The organism is Pseudomonas sp. PME37.24/025 (genome assembly GCF_055556615.1).
In genome coordinates, this window is the sequence record NZ_JBVHNK010000013.1 from 208,159 (window position 1) to 229,985 (window position 21,827).

Consider the following 21,827-nt stretch of genomic DNA (forward strand, 5'->3'; position numbering starts at 1 on the left):
TCCCCTCAAGAAATCAGTTTTTCCAGATCATCGAGGGATAGACGTTTGAGGGCCTCCAGGGATTTAGCCAATTCGTCCTGAACCGGCGATAAATCGACGCGCAGCGCTTCGATGCGGGTGCAGAACGCTTGCAGGGTGTCGGCCTCGAACAGCTCCTTGAGCGGCACCTTGTCACCCAGGCGTTCCTTGATCCGGGTCACCACCAGCGTCGCCAGAAGCGAATGCCCGCCCAACTGGAAGAAGTTATCCGTCAGACCGACGCGCTCGACTTCCAGCACCTCTTGCCAGACGGTCGCCACTTCCCATTGCAGATCGGTGCGCGGCGCTTCGTAACGCTGCAGCGTCGGATTGCCGCCCAGCGCCATCAGGGCCTTGCGGTCGAGCTTGCCATTGGGGGTCAGCGGCAGCGCGTCGATTACGTGCAGATGGCTCGGCAGCATGTGCGCCGGCAAGCGGCTGGCCAGGGCCGCCCGCAGGCTCTCCACCAGCAACTGACGGTCGCTGACCGGTTGGCTCGCCACCACATACCCATGCAGATGCTTGCCCGCCGAGCCCTCCTGCGCCAACACCACGGCTTCGCGCACCTCGGGCTGCTCCAACAATCGGGCTTCGATCTCGCTCAGCTCAATGCGGAAGCCGCGAATCTTCACCTGATGGTCGGCACGACCGATGTACTCAATCGTGTCGTCTGGCCCCTGGCGCACCAGATCGCTGGTGCGATACAGCCGCTCCCCGCTAGTGGCGAACGGGTCCGGCACGAAGCGTTCAGCGGTCAGGCCGGGACGCAGCAGATAACCTCGGGTCACACCGGCACCAGCCAGGTACAACTCGGCCGCCAGCCCCGCCGGCAGCACTTGCAACTGGCTGTCGAGCAGGTAGGCCACGGTGTTGTCCAGCGGACGCCCGATGTTCGCCCGGCCATTGGCGGTGCGCAGGGTGAAGGTCGAATAGGTGGTGTCTTCCGACGGCCCGTACAGGTCGTAAACCTGCTTGACCGAGGTGCTGGCGTACAGCGTATCGACCAGCGTCTGCTTGAGCGGCTCGCCGGCCAGATTGATGGTGATGACCGACGCTGGAATCTGCCCGGCCCGTTGCAGCGCGGCAATCGCCGACGGCACGGTGTTGATCAGCGTTACTCGCTCGCGGGCCGGCAACTCAGACAGCGCCAAGGCGTTATCCGCCAGCACCATGCAACCACCGCTGGCCAGCGTGACGAAAATCTCCCACACCGACAGGTCAAAGCAGATCGAGGTCGAGGCCAGCACGCCACGCAGCTGCTCATCGCGGTAAACACCCTGCGACCACTGGATCAGCGCCGCGAGGTTAGCGTGGGTAATCGCCACGCCTTTAGGCTTGCCGGTGGAACCGGAGGTGTAAATGACGTAGGCCAGGTTCTGCGCCACGATCCGGTTGACGGGCGCCGTGGACGGATACCCGGCGAGCCATTCGGCGCCCTCTTCGACCAGCAGCACCTGAGACGGCAACGCCTCGGGCAACATCGCCTGCAACGCGGCTTCGGTCAGCAGCACCGCTGCGCAACTGTCCTCGAGCATGTGCAGCAAGCGCTCTTGCGGATACTCCGGATCCAGCGGCACGTAGGCACCGCCGGCCTTGAGGATCGCCAGCAGCCCCACCAGCATGTCCGGCGTACGGCGCATGCACACGCCGACCCGCACTTCCGGCCCGACGCCCAGCGTTTGCAGCTTGTGCGCCAGTCGATTGGCCCGGGCGTCGAGGGTGCGGTAATCGAGGGTCTGCTCGGAGAACAACACCGCCGGAGCCTGCGGTTGGCGTTGTACTTGCGCGTCGATACGCTCGACCACGCTGCGCGAATCCAGCGCCGTGACCGCTGCCTTGCCCCAGTCGACAGCCGCTTGACGCGGTGCGCCGTCCAGCAGTTGCAACGCGCCCAGAGGCTGCGAAGCATCCGCCATGAATTGCAGCATCAGGCCTTCGAGCTGGGTGCTCAGGTCGGCGATGGTGGCGTGATCGAAACAGGCTTGATCGAAGCTCAAGCCCAAGGTCAACTCACGACCGGTGACCGCCACCAGCGTCAGCGGATAATGGGTCTGCTCCTGACGCTCGATTGTGGAAAACTCCAGCCCGGTGGCAGAGCCTTGGGCCAGCGCTTCGGCCATCGGGTAGTTCTCGAACACCAGAATACTGTCGAACAGCGCGCCCGCGCCCTGCCCCGCCCAGCGCTGGATATCGTAGAGCGGCGTGTGTTCGTGTTCGCGCAGGGCCAGGTTGAGGCTCTGTACCTGCTGAATCCACTGGCCGACCGGGATCTCGGCGGACGGCGAAGCCACCACCGGCAAGGTATTGATGAACAGGCCGATCTGCTGCTCGACGCCAGGCAAGTCCGTCGGACGACCGGCAACAGTGGCGCCGAAAGCCACGGTGTCCTGGCCGGTATAGCGCTGCAACAGCACCAGCCACGCGGCTTGCATCAAGGTATTGAGGGTGACCTTCTGTTCGCGGGCAAAGCGGTTCAGGTCACTGGTCTGCTGTTCGCTGAACACATGCTGGTAATCGGCATAGCCGCTGGCCAACGTCTGACTGACCGGCATGGCGCTGGCCAGGCGGGTCGGCTCCTGAAGGTCAACCAATGCCGACGTCCAGAACTCGCGACTGGTCTGAACATCGCGCTGTCCCAGCCACTCAATGTAATCGCGATAACGTCCCGGGGTCGCCGCCGGGGTCATGCCGGCATAGCGTTGCAGCACTTCGCCGAACAACTGCGAGGTGCTCCAGCCATCCATCAAGATGTGATGACTGGTGTAGATCAAGTGATGCCGCGCTTCACCGGTTTGCATCAGCAGCACGCGCAACAGCGGAGCCTGGTCCAGCTCGAAACCGGCGGCCAGATCCTCCCGGGCTAACTGATCGAGCGCTGCATGCAGGTCATCACGACCGCGCCAATCCTGCACGGTCATGGGCATCTGCACCGTCTGCCTTACAATCTGCACCGGCGCATCGGCGTCCTCGGGCCAGACGAACACTGTGCGCAGAATCTCATGAGCCTCCAGCGTCTGCTGCCAGGCCTGACGGAAACGCTCGGCGTCCAGTTGCTGCACATCGACGCGCAACTGGTTGGTGTAGGCCGGGCCGTCCGGCTCGTTGAGGCTGTGGAACAGGATGCCCTGTTGCATCGGCGACAACGGATAGAGATCGCTGATATCCCGCGCCGACACCGGCAGCGCCGACAGTTGCGCCTGAGTCAGGCGCACCAGATTGAAGTCCGACGGCGTGACCCCGGCATGCTCACCGGCAGTGCAATGTTCGATCAGTCGTTCCAGTTCATGGCAATAAGCATCGGCCAGCACCTGAATGGTTTGCGGGCGGTACATGCCTTGGCCGAACGTCCAGCTCAATTCCAGCTCACCGCCATAGACTTGGCCATCGACGCTCAGCCAGTTGCCCAAGGGCGCATCGTCATCCTGATGCTCACCGGTGCTTTCGGCAGTCGGCATGAACAGTGCGCCATCAGCGGCACTGAACGCACCGTCGAACTGGCCCAGATAGTTGAAGGTGATGCGCGGCGGCGGCAGTTCACGCAGCGGTTCGAAACCTGCGAGGTAACGCAGCACGCCGTAGCCGATGCCTTTGCCCGGCACCGCTCGCAGTTGTTCCTTGATCGCGTACAGCGAAGTGCCCGGCTCTGCCTGTGGGGTCAGGCGCACCGGAAACAGACTGCTGAACCAACCCACGGTGCGACTTAAATCCAGATCGTCGAACAGGTCTTCGCGGCCGTGACCTTCAAGCTGGATCAGCACCGAATCCCGTTCGCTCCAGTCACACAGCACCCGCGCCAGGGCGGTCAGCAACAGGTCGTTGATCTGGGTGCGATAGGCCGCCGGTGCCACTTTGAGCAGCGAGTGGGTCAGCGCTTTGTTCAGGCGTGAGGTGGCCCGAGCGGCCTGACGGCGGGTCTGGACTGTCTCGGGGAAATCCCTCGGCAGGTCACTGTTGCCACCCTCCAGCGTACGCTGCCAGTAGCCGCGCTCAGCCTTCAAAATATCGCTCTGCCCGTAACGGTGCAGGTGTTGTGCCCAGGCCTGGAGCGAACTGCTTTTGCCCGGCAGGACAATCACCTTGCCTGCCGCCAACGCGGTATAGCCTTGCTGCAAATCTTCCAGCAGCACCCGCCAGGACACGCCATCCACCACCAGGTGATGAATCACCAGCAGCAAACGTTGTGTAGCGTCAGGCAGGTTCACCAGTACCGCACGCACCAGACGGCCCTGTTGCAGATCGAGACTGCGCTGGGCCTCGGTGGCCAGCGCGGGCAAATCGGCAAGGTCGTCCAGAGCCCGCACCCACAACAGGTCAGTGTGGCGCTGCGCCTGGAACGTCGCCTGCCAGCGCTCGCCCGACACCTGGAAACTCAGGTTCAGCGCATCGTGCTGCTCGATCAGGGCGGCCAATGCGTTGTGTAGATGAGTCACGTCGAGGGGCGATTGCGGCTGCAACATCACCGACTGGTTCCAGTGATGACGCTGGGGGATGTCGGTCTGGAAGAAACGGGCCTGGATCGGCAACAACGGCAGATCGCCGCTGATCTTTTGCGCGACGCTGGCCGCCGGTTTGCTCTCGATCAGTTTGGCGACTGCCGCCAACTGGCCGATGGTCTGCTTCTCGAACAGTTGCTTGGGGCTCAGCTTGATGCCCTGGCGTTTGGCCCGGGCGATGATTTGCAGGCTGAGGATCGAATCGCCGCCCAGCTCGAAGAAGTTATCGGCGCTGCCCACTTGTTCAAGCTTCAGGACATCGGCCCAAATGGCAGCAAGCTTCTGTTCGATCTCGCCCACCGGGGCAACAAATTGCTGCGTCACCAGCCCCGGCGTCGGCAAGGCACGCTTGTCCAGTTTGCCATTGGCAGTCAGCGGCAAGCGCTCCAGAACAACGATCTGCGCCGGCACCATGTACTCCGGCAGGCGCGCCTGTAGCTGCTGACGCAAAGCGTCGGCATTCAACGGCAGGTCAGGCGCGGCCACGCAGTACGCCACCAGTTGCAGGCGCGTTTCATCACCGTCCAGCGGCAAGGCCAATACTGCGGCCTCGCTCACGCCGCTCAGGCCCTGCACTACCCGGGCGACTTCCGCCGGCTCCACCCGATAGCCGCGCACTTTGACCTGATCGTCGGCACGACCAATGAATTCCAGCGCTCCCTGACGATTGCGGCGCACCCGGTCACCGCTGCGGTACACCCGCGCGCCGACAGCACCAAACGGATCCGGCAAGAAGCGCTCGGCGGTCAGCCCCGGCTGCCCGAGGTAACCCAACGCCACGCTGTCACCACCGATGTACAGCTCGCCCGCCACCTGATCGGCGACTGCGTTGAGCACATCGTCCAGCACGTAGACATGCGCACCCGACAACGGACGGCCGACCGGCACGCTGCGGGCACCCGAGTCGAGATCCTTGAGCTCATGGGTCAGCACGCCGACCGTGGTTTCGCTCGGGCCATAGTGGTTGATGAAACGGCAGCCCGGCTTGAGTCGCCGCACCTGCTCCAGCAATGCCGGCGAGCAGGCCTCGCCGCCCACGATCAGTGCGTGTTGCGGCAATACATCGGCGGCCCGGGACGCCTGCATCAGCGCCGCCAAATGACCCGACACGATCTTCAACACCCCCACTTGGTGCTCAGCCATGTAATCGGCAAACCGGTCCGGGTCGAAGCCCAATTCCTCCGGCAATACATGCAACAAACGACCGGAACACAGGGCGCCAAACAGCACGGTAAACCCCAGGTCCGCCGCAATGGTCGAGACCAGCGCCATGCTTGCCGCAGGTTCCAGCGCCAAGCGCTCCAGCGCACCGCGCACGTAACTGGCCAGAGCGCCGTGGCTCACCAGCACGCCTTTGGGTTGACCGGTCGATCCGGAGGTGTGAATCACATAGGCCGCTGCATCCGCCGACAATATCAGCGAAGGCTTCGTCGTCGGCTGGTCCTGCCAGCGTTCGGGGGCGAAGGCCAGCCCCTGGCAACCGGCGACCGCCAGGCTGCTTTCCCGCGCGTCGCCTGCGGCACACAGCAGGACTTTCGCTTGCGCGCCTTCGAGCATCTGCTGCAATCGCGCGGCCGGCGCCTTGACGTCCAGTGGCATGTACACCGCCCCGGCCTTGATCACCCCTAACACACAGGTCAGCCATTCCAGTGAGCGCTCCATCAGCACCGCCACTGGCTGCCCGTTTTGCACGCCTTGGGCTCGCAGGTAGTGGGCCAGGCGATTGGTGTCCTGATCCAGCGCCTGAAAACTCAAGGTCCGTTCGAGACAGCGTGCGGCCAGCGCCTCAGGCTGCGCGGCAACCTGACGATCCCATTGCTGCAACACCGACTCCGCCGGCTGCCGTAGCGTCAGCGCCGGTGGTACTGACATGGTTGCAAGACTGTGCAACGGCGCCTGCGGGGCGCTCAGCAATTCGCGGAACAGGCCGAGCAACATCGGGATAAACCCCTCGATGGTCGAGTGCCGGTACAGGTCGCTGGCGTAAGTCATTTGCCCGTGGATCAGCGTGCCGTCATCGGTGATGTCCAACGCCAGATCGAAGTGCGTGCCTTCTTTGTCCAGTGGGTACTCGGTGACGCTCAGGCCCGGCAGGTTCATCGAACGCTGGGTCTGCATGCCGACGTTCTGGTTGAACTTGGCCTGGAACAAAGGGTTGTGGCCCAGGGTTCGCTCGGGCACCAGTTCATCCACCAGTTGCTCGAAGGGCAGTTCCTGATGGGCCTGGGCTCCGAACGACGTTTCCCGGACCCGGGTCAGCAAATCGTCGAAGCTGCCGCGCTCATCGACCTGGCAACGCAACACTTGAGTGTTGACGAAGAAGCCGATCAGTCCTTCGACCTCGGAGCGCCCACGGTTGGCGTTGGGCACACCGACGCGAATATCGCGCTCGCCGCCAAGACGTGACAGGAACAGCGAAAAACCGGCCAACACCAGCATGAACAAACTGATGCCCTGAGCCCGGGCAAAGCCATTCAACTGCCGGGACAAGTCTGCACCGAAATCAAAGCTCAGGGTCTGGCCCTCGAAACTCTGGGTCAGCGGCCGAGGGAAATCCGCCGCCACGTCCAACAGCGGATGCTCTTCACCCAACTGCTGGCGCCAGTAATCGAGTTGCCGCTCGCCCTCGCCGGCCTCCAGCCAGCGGCGCTGCCAGATCGCGTAGTCGGCGTACTGTAAAAGCAACGCCGGCAACTGCGGTTCGCGCTCCAGGCTGAAGGCCTGATAGCACTGCACGAATTCCTTGACCATGACGTCCATCGACCAGCCATCGGAGACGATGTGATGCATGCTCACGATCAGCACATGTTCATCGTCCGCCAGACGGAACATACTGGCCCGCAGCAATGGCCCGTGGAGCAAATCGAACGGTTGCGCGGCCGCTTCCTGAACTCGCCGCGCCAGCTCGGTTTCACGTTCTTGCACGGCGACGTTCGACAGATCGACGCGTTGCAGTGGCACGCGCTGCTGGTCGAGGATGACCTGGCTCGGCGGGTCATTGTCGGTCTGGAACACCGTGCGCAGCACTTCATGGCGCGCCACCAGATGATCGAACGAACGCAACAGCGCGACCTCGTTCAGCTGTCCGTGCAAGCGCAGGCCGGCGGCCATGTTGTACGCGGCACTCTGCGGGTCGAGTTGCCAGAGAAACAGCAAGCGCTGCTGGGCAAACGACAGCGGGATCACCGCGCAGTCGTGACGACTGACCGGCAGCGGCAACAGACTGAAGTCCTTGCCCTCCTCGCGCAGTTTGGCGAGAAACAGTCGACGTTGCTCCAGCGGCAAACCGACGAACCTTTTAGCGATACGCTCCGCCATAGTGCCGCTCATACTTCTACTCCCTCCAAAGAACTCATGAACTGATCCATGTCGGACCAGTCGTTATCGCTTGCACCGTCTGCCAGCGCGGCCAACTCCAGCGCCAGATCGCCCAGCAGTGGCGTCTCGAACAGACTGCGCAACGGCAGCACCACGCCCAACTGGCTTTTGATTCGCGCGATCACTTGCGCGGCCAGCAACGAATGCCCGCCCAACTCGAAGAAATGGTCATCGACACCGACCCGTGGCACCTGCAGCACCTCGATCCAGATCTGCGCCAGCGCCTGTTCGGTGTCGGTTTGCGGTGCGCGATAGGCGCTCTGCAATTGGCTCGGATCGGGGATCGGCAAGGCCTTGCGGTCGAGTTTGCCGCTGGGGGTCAGGGGCAGGCGCGGCAACAGCAGCAAGTGGCCGGGCACCATGTAGTCCGGCAGGTTCTTCTGCAGATCGCTTCTGATTTGCTGACGCAAAATCGCCTGCTCTGCCGCGCTGCCGAGCACCCTTTGATCAACCACCAGATATGCCACCAGTTGTGGTCCGCCATTCAGCGGCAAGGCCAGCACCACCGCCTCACGAATCCCCGAACATTGCTGCAACCGCGACTCGATTTCCCCCAACTCAATGCGGAACCCGCGAATTTTCACTTGGTGATCGATGCGACCGATGTATTCCACCGCGCCATCGTCCCGCAGCCGGGCACGGTCGCCAGTGCGGTACAGGCGCTCGCCGACCGCGAACGGATCGGCGATAAACCGCTGGGCGCTGAGCGTCGGTTGCTGGTGATAACCACGGGCCAGACCCGGCCCCCCGATGTACAACTCGCCCACTGCTCCTTGCGGCAGCAGGTTCAAATCGTCGTCGAGTACGTACAACCGGCGTTGCTCCAGGCCGTGACCGATCGGTATGCCGCGCCACGACACCGCCTCGGCGGTCAACCCGCTGCAATCGTGGATGGTCGAAACCACTGTTGCCTCGGTCGGGCCGTAGGTGTTGAGCAAACGCACATGGCCCAACCCGGCGCGTTGCCACAGGCGCAGCCCGTCCACCGCCATCGCCTCGCCGCCCACATGAATCTGGCGCAAGGCAGCGAAATGGGCTGGCGGGTTGGCCGCGTAATCCTGCACCACCGAGTACCAGTAAGCGGCCGGCAAATCCGCCAGGGTAATGCCCTGTTCGACGATCACCTGATGCAAGGTCGCACTGTCCCACAGGCCCGCATCGCGCAGGACGACACAGGCGCCATGGCACAGCGGCGGGAAGAATTGCTCGACGAAACCGTCAAAACTGCTGGTGGCGAATTGCAGTACGCGATCGCCTTCACGCAAGTCGCTGTAGTCGATCGCCCGCGCGATGAACTCGCTCAGCGCGCCATGGCTGACGGCCACGCCCTTCGGCCGGCCGGTGGAGCCGGAGGTGTAAATCACGTACGCGAGGTTCTGCGGGTCTACTGTCACTTGCAGGTTGTCTTGATTCGCCGCGTCGCAGTCCGGCAGTCGGTCCAGACACAGGCAGTCGATGCCATCGAGCGCCGGCAAACTGCTCAGCAGCGGGCTCTCGGTCAGCAACAGTTTCAACCTGCTGTCATCGAGCACATGGCGCAAGCGTTCGGCCGGTGTGTGCGGGTCCAGCGGCACATAGGCGCCGCCGGCCTTGAGCACGGCCAGCAATGCCACGGCCAGTTCCAGCGAGCGACCCAACGCCACACCGACCAGCACATCGGGGCCGACACCTCTGGCGCGCAACTGATGGGCCAGACGATTGCTGCGAACATTCAATTCGGCATAGCTGAGTGAGGGCGACTGATCGCCCGCCAGAATCACTGCGGTGGTGTCGGGAGTGCGCGCCGCTTGGGCCTCAAACAACTGCGGCATGCCGGGCAGCAACGCCGGGATGGCGACGGGTTGAATCAAGTGCTCGCGCTCATCCGTGCCGAGCATCGCCACCTCGCCCAGCGGTTGTTGCGGATCACGGCAGACCGACGCCAGCACGTTGTGCCAATGCTCGGCCAACGCGGCGATGGTCTGTGCGTCGAACAGGTCGGTGGCGTAGGTGAACGCGGCGAACAGTTGCTCGCCCTCCTCCCGGGTGTCGAGCATCAGGTCGCTGGTGGCTGCATGCTGACGCCCGCTGCCGGCCAGTTGCTGCTCACTCAGATAGCCGACCTGCAATCCGCAATCGAGCCGCACGTCCTGCAGATCGGTGACCAGTGGCTGGTGGTTGAACATCACCTGAAACAACGGATTGTGGCTTTGGCTGCGGGCCGGTTGCAGGGCTTCGATCAACGCGTCGAACGGCAGCTCCTGATGCGCCTGGGCGCCAAGCGCCGCCTGACGCAGGCTCTGCAGCAGGTCGCTGAAACGGGTCTGTGGGGTGACCTCGCTGCGTAGAATCTGCGTATTGACGAAGAAGCCGATCAAGCCTTCGGTTTCACTGCGGGTACGGTTGGCGATCAAGCCGCCGACGCGGATGTCGGTCTGGCCGCTGTAGCGATGCAGCAAGGTCTTGAAGGCGGCCAGCAGCACCACGAACAGCGTCACGCCCTGGCGCTGGGCGAGGGTTTTCAGCTCCTGACGCAGGGCTCCGTCGATGACTTTTTCCAGGCGTGCGCCCTGGTGGCTGGACTGGGCCGGATAGGCACGGTCGGTGGGCAATTCGAGGATCGGGTGCTCTTCGCCCAACTGCATGCGCCAGTAATCGAGCTGACGCTCGCGCTCCCCGGCTTCCAGCCAACTGCGCTGCCACAGGGCATAGTCGCGGTAGTGCACGGTCAATTCCGGCAAGGTCGGTTGTCGTCCCGCCACCAGCCCATCGTAGGTGCGCATGAACTCGTCGATCAGAATGTTCATCGACCAGCCATCGGCAATGATGTGGTGCAGCGTCAGCAACAGCACGTGTTCCTGTTCGGCCAGGCGCAACAGGCGAATGCTCAGCAGCGGTCCCTGTTGCAAGTCGAACGCCTGAGTGGCTTCAGCCATCATGTGCTGCTGCGCCTGCGGCCAGCGCCGCTCTTCAGGCAAGGCACTCAGGTCGTTGATCGCCAGCGTCAGGTCACGGGGTTCGGCCACCCGCTGGAACGCACGCTCGCCCTCCTGGCCGAAGGTGGTGCGCAGGCACTCATGACGCGCCACCAACAGGCTGAACGCACGCTCAAGCGCATCGGTTTGCAACGCACCGTTCAGGCGTACCGCCATCGGCAAGTTGTAGGCCGCGCTCTGCGGATCCAGCTGCCAGAGAAACCACATCCGCTGCTGCGCATAGGACAGGCCGTCACGCTCGTCGACGCCGACGCAGGAGGTCATGGGAAGCTGCGCAAAATCGATGCCTTCGCGGGCCATGCCGGCCAGAAACAAGCGGCGCTTGTCCTGCGGCAGTTCGATAAAGCGGCGGGCGAGTTTCTGTGCGTCTGCGGCATTCATGCATTGGGTCCTTGCTGATCGGCGGCGTGACCAGGAGGCCCGGTCGTATCAACAAGAACGAATGGCTGATGCGATGATTTAGCGGCACCGACAAACGCGGGCGCTTAAACAAGCTCCTCAGTCATACCGACCTTTGTGGCGAGCGAGCTTGCTCGCGCTGGGCTGCGGAGCGGCCCCAAAAAATCTGATAACAATCACCGATTTTTGTGAGTGCTCCGCACTCAAGCGGGAGCAAGCTCCCTCGCCACAGGTTTCTCTGACTCAAGACGCTCTCAAGTGAACACAAAAACGCCGAAGCCGGTGCAAGACCGGCTTCGGCGACAGGTGCATCAGGGCCCGATCAGTTCAGCGCGCGTCCTGGGAATGCCCTTCGGCCATCGCGACGATCACCTTGCGCTTGCCTTCGAAGGGCGCGCGGGCGTGGGCCGAGAGCATGTTGTCGAGCATCAGCACATCACCCTCCTGCCAGGGAAAACTGATGGCGCAGTCATCGAGCACGGCGCGAATTTCATTGAGCACCTCATCCTCGATGGGCGAGCCGTCGCCGTAGTAGACGTTACGCGGCAGGTCTTCCTCGTCGACGATGTCCAGCAGGGTTTCGCGCACTTCCGGCTGAAGGTTGGAAATGTGGAACAGGTGAGCCTGATTGAACCAGACTATGTCGCCAGTCACCGGATGACGCGCCACCGCCTGACACGTCTGGCGCGTGCGCAATTCTCCGTCATCCTTCCACTCGCAAATGATGCCGTGGGCCTTGCAGTAGGCCTCGGCCACCTCGCGGTCTTCGGTGTTGAACACTTGCTCCCAGGCCACGTCCAGCCCGTTACCGAAATTGCGCACGTACATCAGGCCCTTGCTGATGAAGCGCTCGCGGATTGCGACAGGCATGCGGCGATAGACTTCCCGGCTGTCGGCAATCGGCGTTTCACCGCCGGAGGTCGCGGCGATCATGCTGTAGAACCAGATTTTCATCGGCCAGTCCCGGGAGTAGGCCTGCTCGTTGTGCAACGGAATGCTCTGATGCGCCGGGTATTCGGTAGAGGTGTAGACCCCTTGGGTGACGTTGGTGCGCGGCGTCGAGCCGAACTCATAATTGAGCAGCGGATGGCCGAAGCCGGCGGCGAATTGGCGGAACTGCTCGGCGCCATCCAGCTGGAAGCCGCGAAACAGAATGCCGCCGTCACGCAGCAAATGCTCATCCACCAGCTCATTCAATTCATCGAACACCGCCAACAGGCTGGTATTCGGCTCGGTCGCCTCCACCAACAGCGGCAAGCGACCCCGCGCCGGCAGCAACGGCCGAACGGCAAAACCCACAGCAACACCCATGACGGGCCTCCTGTTAACACCGATAAAGTGAACCGCGCGCGCTAAAAAACCGGCGCGGCCAGTTGCGCATGACGTCGGTGATGGACTTCCAGATGATTTTTGATAATCCGGATCACCTTGGCTTCATGCTCATGAATGAAGAAATGCCCGCCGGTCATCATGTCCACCGAGAAACTGCCCAGGGTTTCCTGGCTCCAGCCGATCAATTGCTCGGTGGTGGCCTTGTCTTCCTTGCCGCCGAGCACGTGCACGGGGCACTTGAGCAGCGGGCGCTGCATCGGACGGAAGCGACCGCAGAGCATGAAATCGGCGCGCAGGATCGGCAGCGTCAGGCTCATCAACTCCTGATTGGCCAACACGTCCTCGCTGGTGCCCTGGAAGGTGCGCAGCTGCTCGATCAACTGTTCGTCGCTCTGCGGCTCGGCGAAGCCACGATCATAGTCACTGCGCATAGTCGGGGCGGCCGTGCCGGAAGCAAACAGCGCCACTGGCTCAGGAGCACCGAGGGCACGAAAGGCGTGGGCCATCTCGCAGGCCAGCAACGCCCCCAGACTGTGACCGAACAGGGCGTAAGGGCCGTGCAAGGACGGCTTGTGCTCCCTGGCCAATTGCAGGGCCAGGGCTCGCATGTCGGTCTGCAAGGGCTCGTCATAACGGGCGCCCCGCCCCGGCAGCTCCACGGGTTGCAAGTGCAGCCACGGCGGCAACTGGCGCCGCCAGCGGCTATAGACCATGGCGCTGGCGCCCGAATAGGGCAGGCACAGCAGTGTCAGCTTTGTCACCGCGTTTACCTCAATGGGTTATCTGTTTAGGAGAACGGATGAGGTGTGGTGAGAATTAGTCTGTGGGATGGATCAGAGTTACCAGTGTGGCGAGGGGGCTTGCCCCGTTCGACTGCGAAGCAGTCGTAAAACCAGTCACCGCTTTCTAATTCAGTGACTGGATTCAGGTGCGCTTCGCACCCCAACGGGGGCAAGCCCCCTCGCCACACAGGTAACAGTAGTCAGTTATCACTTGAGGTGGCGATAGCTCTGCACCGCCGAACCCAACACCACGGCACCCGCGGCAATCGACACCCAGAACCCGCTGCGCGCACCGAACGCATCCACCAGCCAGCCCGAACCGGCCGCGCCGATCGCCACGCCGATGCTCAAACCGGTGACCAGCCAGGTCAGGCCTTCGGTGAGTTTGGCCGGCGGCACGATGCGTTCTACCAGCGCCATCGCCACAATCAGGGTCGGGGCAAAGAACAGCCCGGCGACGAACACCGCCAACGACAGCCCGACAATATTCGCCGCCAACAGCAACGGCAATGTAGTCACTGCCGTTGCCACCCCGCCGTAGAGAAACAGTAGAGGCAGTGGCAGTTTCGAACGCAACGCGCCGAACGCCAACCCGGCCACGCACGAGCCAATGGCATACACCGACAGCACAAGACTCGCCGCCGCCGGTTGCCCCTGCTGCTCGGCGAACGCGACGCTGACCACATCCACCACACCAACGATGGTGCCCATGGCGACCATCAACAGCATCATCAACTGAATCTCGCTCGAACGAATGATCGAGCCCTGATGGTGTTCTTCGTGAGGATGCACCGGCGGCTCGGTGCCGCGCTGCAACACAAACGCCGTAACCCCGATCGCCAGCATCAGCAACGCCACCAACGGCCCCGCCTCCGGGAACACCACCACGCACAACCCCACCGACAGCGGCGGCCCGACAATAAAGCTGACCTCGTCCAGCACTGATTCCAGCGCATAGGCGGTTTGCAACTCAGGGCGACCGCGATACAACTCGGTCCAGCGCGCCCGCACCATCGCCGACATGCTCGGCATGCAACCGGCCAGCGCGGCAAACGCAAACAACGTCCAGTGCGGCGCCTGCAAACGGGTACAGAGCAACAGCAGCAACAGCGCCCCGCCACCGACCAGTGCCGACACCGGCAAGATCCGGCTTTGCCCAAAACGGTCCACCAGCCGCGAAACCTGCGGCGCACAAAATGCCGTGGCCAGGGCAAAGGTCGCGGCGATGGAGCCGGCCAATCCGTAACCGCCCTTCAATTGCGAGAGCATGGTGATCAGGCCGATGCCGGTCATGGAAATCGGCATGCGCGCGATCATGCCGGCCAGCACAAAGGCGCGTGCGCCTGGGGCATTGAACAGCTCGCGGTAGGGGTTTGCCATGACATCCTCACGACTGTTTTGGACGTGCACGGTGCCATAAACCTTTGCGGATCGAAAGATCGTCCGAGTACGGCCGATCTTCGCCAATCATTTACAAATTAACCGTTGGCTCATGACTCGTCAGGTGGGTCCTGCTCATCCACAAGCCCCATAGATTGCACAAATCAATTAACCGTCTGCGCAAACAAAAAAGCTCTATACAAAAACTTGCCCCCCCCAAAACCTCCAACTAGATTTGAACCACACATGAATATCGTCTGAATTTCCCTAGATAGTATGGTCAGCAGTAACGTCCAGTAGCGAAGACACAATAGTGGAGTCTTGCTATGGAAGAGTTACTGGTTCTGGTCGACCGGCACGATCGCAAAAAGGGTTACGCGCCCAAACTACAGGCCCATCAACAAGGCCTTCTGCACCGAGCATTCTCGATATTCATTTTCGATCATGCCGGCCGTCTCTTGCTGCAACAACGCGCCTTCGGCAAATACCATTCTCAAGGCCTGTGGACCAATACCTGTTGCGGTCACCCTCGGCCTGGCGAACGGACGCTGGCGGCGGCAAAACGCCGTTTGCAGGAAGAAATGGGCATGACCTGCTCGCTACGCAAAGTCTCCACCCTGCTCTACCGCGAACAGGTTTCAAACCAGCTGATCGAGCATGAGTTCGACCACATATTCGTAGGTATCAGCCATCGCGATCCTGTCGCCAATCCCGAGGAAGCCCAAGCCTGGCAATGGCTGACGCTTTCGCAAGTCTGCGAGCGCATCGCCGCCACCCCCGAGAGTTTCACTTTCTGGTTCCGCCAGATACTTCAGACCATCGGACCTGCCGAGATGAGCGATTGGAAAGAACTCGCAAAATCCGCTAAAGAAAGGAGAGCCATATGACTCATCAGCCAACCCCGGCGGCAGGCCCCCATGAGCTGACCATTGCACCTTTTGTGGTGCGCCCGCTCCGCTGTCCATCGCCAGTACGGATCGATGAAGCTCTCGGAATGGAGGTCAATCATCGGTTGATGTCCTGGATCAAGGGTATTGGGATCTTCGCAGGCAAGCTTGAAAAGATCCGCGATTCGGATTTCGGTCGCTACGCCATGTTGTGTCACCCGGATACGGAAGATCCTGATCGTCTTTTGCTACAGGGCCAGTGCCTGGCGGCACTGTTCGCGGTCGATGATCATTTTTGCGATGACCGGTCGCTCGGCTGCAACCCCGAACAAGTTGCACCTCGCCTTTCGTTTGCCATCGCAGCCATGGATCCGGTCTATCTGCCTCGACCATTCGACACTGAACTGGAGCGCCAACTCGACAGCGATCCGGTTTTGGTGGGGCTGCGCGCTTACATGAAGCGGGTCGAACAGTTCTGCACGCCATCACAAGTGGCCAGGGTCCGTCAGATAAGTATCGCCATGTTCGTAACCATGGCCGCCGAAGGTGCCTGGCGCGTCCACGGCACCAAACCTACCATCGCGGAATACCTGGCCAGCAGACAGGTGAACAGCTTCTGGCCGTGCATGGTATTGATCGATCCTATTGGTGGGTACGAGATACCAGCCAACTTGTATTCACAACCTGAGGTCCATCACATCACCGCACTGGCGTCCCTCGCAACTACGCTGGTCAACGACCTTTACTCTGCTTACAAAGAGCATGCAAACGAAGTAGGAGAATTCAAGCTGCCTTATCTACTTGCCGCCCAGCACAGCTGCTCCCTGCAAGAGGCGATTGATAAAATTGCCGATATTCATGACAACGTCATGCGCGATTACGAAGCCGCCGAGCACAAACTGCTGACCCACGCTTCGCCTGTGCTCAAACGCTACTTAACGGGCCTGCAGGCATGGATCGCGGGAAACTGGGAATGGCATAAACATAGCGCGCGATACCACGTTGAACCGATATCACTGAATCAGCGTGCATAGATCAGCCAGTGACGGTTTTTTCATTTTTCGACGTGAACTCTAGCTGCAGAGCGCCAGTCACCTAGTCAGGTCCTTAACTCAAGGCGTTGACGTTCATGCAGATTTCCCTCGACCAACAAGGTGCCCATAGCATCGGCGCCAGCGTGGCCCTGGCCATGACCGGTGCCGCCATAGCGATCAACTGCAACGCCCAGGCGATTCCCATCGCGCAAGCATCGGCACTACCCTGATCATCGACGGCGGTATGACCCTCTATCTGGAGCTCTGCAACAATGGTTGATCATTCCGAACGACAAAGCGCCATCGACGCCCACGGCATCATTGGCGACATGCGCAGCGCAGCGTTGGTGAACGACAAGGGCAGCGTGGACTTTTTCTGCTGGCCGGAATTCGACAGTCCGTCGATCTTCTGCTCGCTGCTGGACAGCCCCGAAGCCGGCATTTTCCAACTGGCCCCGGACCTGCCCGACGCCCGTCGCGAACAGATTTACCTGCCCGACACCAACGTCCTGCAAACCCGCTGGATGAGCGATCACGCGGTGGTCGAAGTCACCGACCTGCTGCCCATCGGCGACAGCGAGGACGATTTGCCGATGTTGATGCGCCGGGTGCGGGTGGTCAGCGGACAAGCGACGATCCGCATGCACTGCGCCGTGCGTCATGACTATGCCCGGGCTCACACCAAAGCCCGGACACGCGGTCAGAGTGTGTATTTCGAGGCCTCTGGTCAGCCAGCCATGCAGCTGTGTTCGAATCAGTCCTTGCGCGTCGAGGGCCATGCGGCCGTCGCCGAATTCATCCTCGAACAGGACCAGAGCGCCGAGTTCCTGCTCGGCGGCGTTGACGATGCCCGCCTCAAGGAAGGCGCCGCCGCACTGTGCCTGGAACGCACCTTGAAGTTCTGGCGCGACTGGATCGGCCAGTCCAATTATCGCGGTCGCTGGCGGGAAATGGTCAATCGTTCAGCCCTGGCCTTGAAGCTGCTGACCTCGCGCAAGCACGGCGCCATCCTCGCCGCCGCCACCTTCGGCCTGCCGGAAACCCCCGGCGGCGAACGCAACTGGGACTACCGCTACACCTGGATTCGCGACGCCTCGTTCACCGTCTATGCCTTCATGCGCCTGGGCTTCGTCGAGGAGGCCAACGCCTACATGCGCTGGCTGCGCGGCAGGGTCAGCGATTGCCGCGGCAAGCCGATGAAACTCAACATCCTCTACGCCATCGATGGCCGTCAGGAACTGCCGGAAGTTGAACTTCCACACTTGTCCGGCCATGGCGGCGCGGCGCCGGTGCGTATAGGCAATCAGGCTTACGATCAAATCCAGCTCGACATCTTCGGCGAGCTGATGGACGCGGTGTACCTGGTCAACAAGTACGGTGAGGCCATCTCCCATGAAGGCTGGAAACACACCGTGGAAGTGGTCGATCAGGTCTGCGAAACCTGGCAGCAAAAAGACGTCGGCATCTGGGAGATGCGCGGAGAGCAGTATCATTTCCTGCACTCGCGACTGATGTGCTGGGTGGCCGTGGACCGGGCCATCCGACTGGCCTCCAAACGCTCGCTGCCCGCCCCGTTCGCCCGCTGGGACCAGACCCGTCAAGCGATCTACACCGACATCTGGAGCAACTTCTGGAACGAAGAACGCGGGCATTTCGTCCAACACATCGGCGGCACCGGCCTCGACGGCTCGATGCTGCTGATGCCGCTGGTGCGCTTCGTCAGCGCCAAGGATCCGCGCTGGATCGCGACCCTCGAAGCCATCGAGAAAACCCTGGTGCGCGCAGGCATGGTCTACCGCTACCGCAACGACGACAACCAGATCGACGGCCTGCCCGGCACCGAAGGCGCCTTCGCCGCGTGCTCGTTCTGGTACGTCGAATGCCTCGCCCGGGCCGGCCAGGTGGAGAAGGCGCACCTGGAGTTCGAACAATTGCTGAAGTATGCCAACCCACTGGGGCTGTATGCCGAAGAGTTCGACAGCCATGCCCGGCATTTGGGCAACACACCACAAGCACTGACGCACCTGGCGCTGATCAGCGCAGCGAGTTTTCTGGATCGGAAGTTGAGCGGGGAGAAAAACTTTTGGCAGCCTTGAAGACCGGCGTCGCCTTCTTCTCGGGCCAGTCGGATCGCCGCATCGCTCGCTCCTGCAGGTTCAGCGTGAATCCGTAGGAGCGAGGCTTGCCCGCGAAAGGGCCATCAGCCCAACACAAGCCTCACTGCCGCCAAAACCCGTCGGAAATGCCTGCTTTCACTGCACTTTTTGTAGGAAAAAGGCTTACTCGCGATAAACAAAAACACGCTCCATCCGACACTACTGACCTCCTGTAGCGAGGGAGCTTGCTCCCGTTGGCGCGCGCAGCGCGCCCTGAAATCTACAACCACATTCCTCCAGAACCACCGCATTTGCTGGCTTTACGGCTGCTGCGCACCCGAACAGGGACAAGCCCCCTCACCACAGGATCGCGTAATCCAAACACCTACAACGATTAAACAAGGCCACCCAATCAACACGCAGTCACTCATTCCTACATCCGGAAATACCTTGTTGCCAGCGCTTACATCCATCCCTACCATCCACGCTCAACGGGTACAGCGGAGCTGTCCAACAAAACCCGAATTCAAGGAACCAGAATGACCCAGCGCATCCATCGCAGCATCGACACCCCACTCCGATCAGGCCTGAACCGGGATGAACTGTGGGAAGGCCACGACAAAGGCCTGATCAAATGCTGGGAAATCGGCCGCCAACGCGCCGCCCGCTTCCCCGACCTCGCCCAACAATGCCTCACCGACGAACTTCCGGTGCTGGGCTGGAAAGGTGGCGTCAGCCGCAGCCTGAAGAAACTCGAAAAGTACGGTTCCCTCAAATACCTCGCCCAATGGCAGGGGTTGCGCGGGGAAGATCTGGATATTGATTTGAGCGCAGAGCGGGCGCTGACCTGTTCCAGGACCAAAATGATGGTGACGTTTACGCCGGATCGGTCGAAGTATTTCAATCAGGTGGCGGACGTGGAAGCCTGAGGAAAAGGCCCCGGGTCGATTTGAGTCAGCCCTCTCAAAACAGCGGTTTACCGGCCCTTACGAACGCCTAGTACTGGCGGGCGTCGGGCATAGCATTCCGGAGGAAGCGCCCGAGGCGACGCTTAAGGCAATACTGGATCTGCTGGAGCACTGACGGAAAACCGCTCGCGATAGGCTTGCGGTGTCACGCCCATGGCTCGCAGAAAACTGCGGCGCAAAGTTTCTTCGCTGCCAAACCCGCATTGCACCGCGACCCGTTTGATCGGTACGCCGGTGTCGCTGAGTAGCCGTCGCGCGGTCTCGACCCGAATCAGTTCGATGGCCCGCGCCGGGGTCTGTCCGGTGTCGGCGCGGTAGTGACGGACGAAGCTGCGCTCGCTCATGCCGGCCTGCAAGGCCAAGGTCGGGATGCCGAGGTCTTTAGTTAGATTTTCGCTGATCCAGGCGTGAAGTTCGTCGAAGCGGTTGCCTTCCTTTTGCAACGACAAGGTCACGCTGAACTGCGACTGGCCACCCGGACGCTTGAGAAACACCACCAGTTGCCGGGCGACGTCCAGAGCCATGGTTCGGCCGAGGTCTTCTTCGACCATCGCCAAAGCCAGGTCGATACCCGCGGTGACCCCGGCCGAGGTCCAGACCGGGCCGTCGTTGATGAAGATCGGGTTGGGTTCGACCTGGAGTTTGGGATGCTGGTGCGCCAATTGCTCGCAGCGGGTCCAGTGCGTGACCACCCGCCGGCCATCGAGCCAACCGCTGGCCGCCAGCAAAAACGCCCCGGTACACACCGACGATACCCGCCGACACCCCGTCGCGTGCTGACGTACCCAAGCCACCAGCGACTCGTCTTTCGCCGCCGCGTAAACGCCCCAGCCACCGGCAATGATCAAAGTGTCGCTGCCCTGATCCGGCAGTGGCTCTGCCAATAGCGCCAACCCCGCCGACGACATCACCGCCCCGCCACCGCTGGCAATCACCGACGGCGCATAGGGCGGTGGCAAACCTTGCTGGCGAGCAATGTCGTTGGCCGAGGCGAACACCTGCAACGGCCCGGTGACGTCGAGCAGTTGCACGTTGGCAAAGGCCAGCACATGGATGGTTTTCGGGTTGTTCGGCATGTTTGGCGTAATTCGCGGGGTTATTGGCGTATGCGCCAAATCCTACGAGCCTACAGTGAAGCCGTCCACCCCAACCAGGAGAAAAAACGCCATGACGTTGCAGATCGGTTTTCTGTTGTTTCCACAGCTTCAACAACTGGACCTGACCGGCCCTTATGACGTGCTGGCCTCGCTGCCGGACGTGAAAGTGCATCTGATCTGGAAGGACCTGGTCCCGATCACCGCGAGCACCGGGCTGGTGTTGAAACCGACCATCACCTTCGACGATTGCCCGCCACTGGATGTGATCTGCATTCCCGGCGGTGGTGGCGTCGGGCCGTTGATGGAGGATGATGAAACCCTGGCCTTCATCAAGGTGCAGGCCGCTAACGCGAAGTATGTCACTTCGGTTTGCACCGGCGCGCTGGTGCTTGGCGCGGCGGGGTTGCTCAAGGGCAAGCGCGCCACCACTCACTGGGCGTACCACGAATTGCTCGGGGTTTTGGGAGCGATTCCGGTGAATGATCGGGTGGTGCGCGACGGCAATCTGCTGACCGGTGGCGGGATCACCGCGGGGATCGATTTTGCCCTGACCCTGGCGGCTGAATTGTTCGATAAGGACACCGCGCAATTGGTGCAGTTGCAGCTGGAATACGCCCCGGCGCCGCCGTTTGCTTCGGGAAGCCCGGAGACTGCTCCGGTCAGCGTGCTGGATGAAGCCCGCAAACGCGCTGCCGCGTCGTTGAAATTACGCTCGGAAATCACCGAACGTGCAGCGGCGAAACTCGCTCTCCAGTGAAAGAAACGGCTGCGGGAGCTATCACCCCCGCAGCGAGTCACTCAGGCCGGAAATCCGTTGCCAGCAATATGGCTTTCCACTGAAGGCTGCGTAGCAGTCGCAAAATCAGACGCTGCGGTCTTTCAGGTATACCGTGTTTGTAGGGTCCACGACTGCTGCACAGCCGAACGCAGCCTTCGGCGGCTGCTACACGGGAAAGGGTTTCAGTTTTCTGCAGACGAAAAAAAACCC

General features: G+C 61.7%; 12 protein-coding genes and 1 pseudogene. 7 read left to right on the top strand and 6 right to left on the bottom strand.

Translation table 11 applies throughout. From position 1 onward, the window contains the following. Positions 1 to 5: 5 nt before the first annotated feature. The 5 genes from ACZ3HH_RS23550 to ACZ3HH_RS23570 form a co-directional block, all read right to left on the bottom strand. Complete coding sequence (locus ACZ3HH_RS23550; RefSeq protein WP_465808148.1) at positions 6 to 7,841, bottom strand: amino acid adenylation domain-containing protein; 7,836 nt, start codon at positions 7,839 to 7,841, stop codon at positions 6 to 8. Next, entirely contained in the window at positions 7,838 to 11,245 is a 3,408-nt protein-coding gene (locus ACZ3HH_RS23555; protein ID WP_465808150.1) for an amino acid adenylation domain-containing protein, read from the bottom strand. The genes ACZ3HH_RS23550 and ACZ3HH_RS23555 overlap by 4 nt, the downstream gene beginning before the upstream one ends. Positions 11,246 to 11,590: 345 nt before the next feature. Further along, entirely contained in the window at positions 11,591 to 12,574 is a 984-nt protein-coding gene (locus ACZ3HH_RS23560; protein ID WP_465808152.1) for a TauD/TfdA family dioxygenase, read from the bottom strand. 41 nt (positions 12,575 to 12,615) lie between these two features. After that, entirely contained in the window at positions 12,616 to 13,356 is a 741-nt protein-coding gene (locus ACZ3HH_RS23565; RefSeq protein WP_465808154.1) for a thioesterase II family protein, read from the bottom strand. Positions 13,357 to 13,584: 228 nt separating this feature from the next. After that, a complete protein-coding gene (locus ACZ3HH_RS23570; RefSeq protein ID WP_465808156.1) occupies positions 13,585 to 14,757 on the bottom strand; it encodes an MFS transporter in 1,173 nt (390 codons plus the stop codon). A gap of 326 nt (positions 14,758 to 15,083) precedes the next feature. On the opposite strand from ACZ3HH_RS23570, the gene idi reads away from it, so the two are divergent. The 6 genes and pseudogenes from idi to ACZ3HH_RS23600 form a co-directional block, all read left to right on the top strand. Next, a complete protein-coding gene (idi, locus tag ACZ3HH_RS23575; RefSeq protein ID WP_465808158.1) occupies positions 15,084 to 15,644 on the top strand; it encodes an isopentenyl-diphosphate Delta-isomerase in 561 nt (186 codons plus the stop codon). Then, positions 15,641 to 16,678, top strand: coding sequence for a terpene synthase family protein (locus ACZ3HH_RS23580; RefSeq protein ID WP_465808160.1), 1,038 nt, complete (start codon positions 15,641 to 15,643; stop codon positions 16,676 to 16,678). Before idi ends, ACZ3HH_RS23580 begins: the two co-directional genes overlap by 4 nt. 95 nt (positions 16,679 to 16,773) lie before the next feature. After that, positions 16,774 to 16,908, top strand: coding sequence for a hypothetical protein (locus ACZ3HH_RS23585; protein WP_465808162.1), 135 nt, complete (start codon positions 16,774 to 16,776; stop codon positions 16,906 to 16,908). Positions 16,909 to 16,950: 42 nt separating this feature from the next. Further along, entirely contained in the window at positions 16,951 to 18,774 is a 1,824-nt protein-coding gene (locus ACZ3HH_RS23590) for a glycoside hydrolase family 15 protein (RefSeq protein WP_465808164.1), read from the top strand. Between the two features lie 539 nt (positions 18,775 to 19,313). Beyond that, complete coding sequence (locus ACZ3HH_RS23595; RefSeq protein WP_465808166.1) at positions 19,314 to 19,703, top strand: hypothetical protein; 390 nt, start codon at positions 19,314 to 19,316, stop codon at positions 19,701 to 19,703. 43 nt (positions 19,704 to 19,746) lie between these two features. Continuing rightward, positions 19,747 to 19,857 (top strand): annotated as a pseudogene (locus ACZ3HH_RS23600) (alpha/beta hydrolase); the annotation flags it as partial. Here ACZ3HH_RS23600 and ACZ3HH_RS23605 read toward each other — a convergent pair. After that, positions 19,826 to 20,818 (bottom strand): GlxA family transcriptional regulator, encoded by a 993-nt coding sequence (locus ACZ3HH_RS23605; protein ID WP_465808168.1) that lies wholly within the window; start codon positions 20,816 to 20,818, stop codon positions 19,826 to 19,828. The pseudogene ACZ3HH_RS23600 and the gene ACZ3HH_RS23605 overlap by 32 nt on opposite strands. A gap of 91 nt (positions 20,819 to 20,909) precedes the next feature. On the opposite strand from ACZ3HH_RS23605, the gene inhA reads away from it, so the two are divergent. Next, entirely contained in the window at positions 20,910 to 21,596 is a 687-nt protein-coding gene (gene inhA / locus ACZ3HH_RS23610; protein ID WP_465808170.1) for an isonitrile hydratase, read from the top strand. The last annotated feature ends 231 nt before the right edge of the window (positions 21,597 to 21,827 follow it).

Excerpts from the sequence above, each read along its gene's own strand:
- ACZ3HH_RS23590 (WP_465808164.1), top strand. The coding sequence starts at position 16,951 with ATGGTTGATCATTCCGAACGACAAAGCGCCATCGACGCCCACGGCATC.
- ACZ3HH_RS23570 (WP_465808156.1), bottom strand. The coding sequence starts at position 14,757 with ATGGCAAACCCCTACCGCGAGCTGTTCAATGCCCCAGGCGCACGCGCC.
- ACZ3HH_RS23605 (WP_465808168.1), bottom strand. The coding sequence starts at position 20,818 with ATGCCGAACAACCCGAAAACCATCCATGTGCTGGCCTTTGCCAACGTG.
- ACZ3HH_RS23595 (WP_465808166.1), top strand. The coding sequence starts at position 19,314 with ATGACCCAGCGCATCCATCGCAGCATCGACACCCCACTCCGATCAGGC.
- ACZ3HH_RS23585 (WP_465808162.1), top strand. The coding sequence starts at position 16,774 with ATGCAGATTTCCCTCGACCAACAAGGTGCCCATAGCATCGGCGCCAGC.
- ACZ3HH_RS23550 (WP_465808148.1), bottom strand. The coding sequence starts at position 7,841 with ATGAGCGGCACTATGGCGGAGCGTATCGCTAAAAGGTTCGTCGGTTTG.
- inhA (WP_465808170.1), top strand. The coding sequence starts at position 20,910 with ATGACGTTGCAGATCGGTTTTCTGTTGTTTCCACAGCTTCAACAACTG.
- ACZ3HH_RS23560 (WP_465808152.1), bottom strand. The coding sequence starts at position 12,574 with ATGGGTGTTGCTGTGGGTTTTGCCGTTCGGCCGTTGCTGCCGGCGCGG.
- idi (WP_465808158.1), top strand. The coding sequence starts at position 15,084 with ATGGAAGAGTTACTGGTTCTGGTCGACCGGCACGATCGCAAAAAGGGT.
- ACZ3HH_RS23555 (WP_465808150.1), bottom strand. The coding sequence starts at position 11,245 with ATGAATGCCGCAGACGCACAGAAACTCGCCCGCCGCTTTATCGAACTG.
- ACZ3HH_RS23580 (WP_465808160.1), top strand. The coding sequence starts at position 15,641 with ATGACTCATCAGCCAACCCCGGCGGCAGGCCCCCATGAGCTGACCATT.